This window comes from Longimicrobiaceae bacterium, from assembly GCA_036375715.1.
Taxonomy (GTDB): Bacteria; Gemmatimonadota; Gemmatimonadetes; order Longimicrobiales; family Longimicrobiaceae; genus DASVBS01.
In genome coordinates, this window is sequence record DASVBS010000012.1 from 1 (window position 1) to 3,199 (window position 3,199).

Sequence of the window (3,199 nt, forward strand, 5' to 3'; positions counted from 1 at the left end):
CGGAAGTCCATCCGCGGCCGGCGGCCGGCGGCGTCGTGCCAGTTGTCCCAGATGGGCCAGTAGAGCAGCACGTCGTTGTCGGGCACGCCGCTCTGCATCACCGACTGCACGCGGGCGATGTACTGGTTCAGCGCCGGGATGTCGCGCCAGAAGGCGTTGCGGTCGTTGAACTGGGTGGAGGCATAGAACAGCCACCCCGGCCAGGTGGCGTCGTCCGGGGAGTAGGCGGTGCCGTGGAAGAAGACGTGGTTGATCCCGCTCACGAAGAGCCCGTCCACCGCCTGCTTGACGTCGTTCAGGCTCACCGTCCAGTGCTCGCCCAGCCAGGTCATCGACTCGGCCGAGGCCCGGGGCTTCCCGGCGACGTGCGCCGCGGAGGAGGCGAACTTGGAGATCAGCGGGTCGGCGTCGCTGCCGTCCAGCGGACCGAAGATCTCGGTCTCGGGGATGTCGCTCGCGGCGTACAGGTCCAGGATGTTCCCGGGCGAGCCGTGCGCCTGGTTGCGGGTGAGGCTGCCGTGCTGGTGGGCCCAGTCGGTGAAGGGCCCGATCAGGTGCTCCAGCAGCATCTCGTCCATCGTCTGTCGGTAGTCGGAGCGCACCCGCGCCACGGTCTCCGGATCCCCCTCCCCCGCCAGCGCCGCGGCGTATTCCCGCAGGTCGTAGCCCCGCCGCTCGGCGAAGAAATCGAACAGCTCGGCCGACCCGTCGCCCGAGTACTCGTAGGAGTCGTGGAAGAAGGAGCGGACGATCCCCTCGGGGGGGCGCTCCAGCTTGCCGCCGAAGTAGTCGAAGTACGCCGCCACCGCCTTCTCGGAGAGCACGTCGACCACGTTGCCCTCGCCGCCCGGCGCCGGACGCTTCACCTGCTCGTTGTTGTTGCGGATCTCCACGCTCCACGTCACCGCTCCGCTCGGCGCGGTGTCGGCGACGAAGCGCAGGGAGCGGCTGGCGAGCTCCAGCGGCACCTCGGGACCCCCCATCTTCCACCCGGAGCCCGGGGGCATGTCCAGCCCCATCCCCAGCCGGTTCGCCTCCGCCGCCGCGTGCCCGAGCATCGCGATCCAGCGGTCGGAGAAGTAGGGGATATGCCGGTCCTCCTGCCCCTTGATCCCGTAGATGCTGGTCACCTCCACGCCGCCGAACCCCACCCGCGCCAGCTCCTCCAGCTCTCGGGTGAGATTGGCCGAGTCGACCGCGCTCCCCAGCCACCACCAGCGCGTCCACGGCTTCGCCTCCCGGGTGATCTCCGGCCACTCGAGCTGGGCGTGGAGCTGCACGGGGAGTAGCAACCCGAGCAGGAAGAGGATCTTTCTCATGGATCGGTGACGGATAGGGAAGCTCGTTTGGATGATGGAATGGGGAGGATGAATGGGATAATGGCGCGATTCGCACCATCCGCACGCGCGTTCGGCCTCCGCGCCCCGCGGGCCAACTCCTGACTCCTAGCTCCTAGCTTCTAACTTCTGGCTTCTGACTCCTGACTTCCCACCCTCCACCGCCCCTATCCCGGCCTCAAAAATCAAACTCATCGATATTCCCCGCATTGAAGATGAACGGCTCGCCCAGCCGCACCTCGTCCTCCACCACCTCCACCGTTCCCAGCCGCCCGGCCTCCAGCGCACTATCCCCCGGCTCCAGCTCGCCCGACACCAGCGCCTGCGCGGTGCGCACGGTCAGGTACCCGAGATCCACCGTGTTCCACAGCACGATGCTCTCGATGATCCCCTCCTTGATGTAGGGGCGGCACATGTTCGGCAGCGACAGACCGGTGACCTTCACGTCGGTGCGCCCCGACTGCTTCACCGCCTCGGCCGCACCCGGCACCGCCGGCGCGGCGATGGCCATGATCAGCTTCACGTCGGGGTAGACCTTGAGCACGGTCTGGGTCTCGGCAAAGGCGCGGTCACGGTCGCCGTCGCTCGGCTGGATGGTCACCAGCTCGATGTTGGGATAGCGCTCCTCCAGCCGCGCCCGGATGTGCTCGATCCACTCGTTCTGGTTGGCGGCGCTGAGCGAGGCGGTGATGATGGCGAAGCGCCCCTCGCCGCCCATGATGCGCGCGGCCTCGTCCATCAGGGTGTAGCCGATGCCCTGCGGGGTGGCCTGATTCACCAGGAAGTGTCGCGCGTCCTCCTCCGCGTCGGCGTCCCAGGTGATCACCTTGATGCCGTTGTCCATCGCCTTGCGCAGCACGCTCGAGATCGCCACCCGGTTCTCGACGCTCACCGCAATGGCGTCCACCCCGCTGGTGATCCACGCCTCGACGATCTGGTTCTGCCGCGCGGCGTCGAGGTCGGTGGGGCCGTCCCACAGCAGCTCGACGCCGAACTCCTCGGCCGCCTCGTCCGCGCCCGCACGCGCGCTGATGAAGTAGGGATCGCCCTTCGCCTTGGGCATCATCGCCACCACGGGTCGATCCGCCGGGTTCGTCGCCGCGCCGGCCGCGGCCGCGCGTTGCCCCGCGGGACCGCCGATGGCGTCGGTGATCGAGCGGACCAGCATCCAGTTGCTCGCCGCCACGATGAGCGAGCCGGCGAGGACCACGGCGCTCAGCACCGCGACCTGTGAATTCCTCACTTCGTCTTCCTCCTCAGGATGAAGCGCCGGGGCCGCCCGGGCGCGCGCGCGCCGATAGAGGCCGTCCAGCAGGATCGTGCCGACGAGCAGCACGCCGGTGAGCACCCCCGCCAGCTCCGCCGGCAGCGCGCTCAGGCGCAGCCCGTTCTGCAGAATCACGATGGCGAACAGGCCGAGCACGGTGCCCAGCACGGTCCCCCGTCCGCCGAAGATCGATGCCCCGCCCAGCACCACCGCCGTGATGGCGATCAGCTCGTAGCCCGTCCCCGCGTCGGACTTCGCCTGCCCCAGGTGGGCGACGTAGATGACCGCCGCCAGCGCGCTCGCCAGCCCCGAGAGCAGGTAAATGACGAACAGCCGGCGCTCGACCGGGATCCCGGCGTACCGAGCGCCCTCGGGGGAGAAGCCGATGGCGTACAGGCTCCGCCCGAAGCCGGTCCGGTGCAGCCACCAGGCGAATCCGATGGCGGCCGCCGCCAGCACGAAGAGCTGCGTCGGCACCACCCCACCGACGTAGCCCTGCCCCAGGAAGAGGAACCCCCAAGGGAAGCCGGAATAGGCGTCGATCCCCCGCGTGAGCCCCTCGGCCACCCCGCGGAAGAGCGAGAAGGTCCCCAGG

At 69.1% G+C, this 3,199-nt stretch carries 2 protein-coding genes; both read right to left on the bottom strand.

The window, feature by feature from the left end; genetic code table 11:
* On the bottom strand, positions 1 to 1,319 hold a 1,319-nt coding region (locus VF167_02000), incomplete at its 3' end, for a glycosyl hydrolase (GenBank protein ID HEX6924173.1).
* A 196-nt stretch (positions 1,320 to 1,515) separates the two neighbouring features.
* On the bottom strand, positions 1,516 to 3,199 hold a 1,684-nt coding region (locus VF167_02005), incomplete at its 5' end, for a substrate-binding domain-containing protein (GenBank protein HEX6924174.1).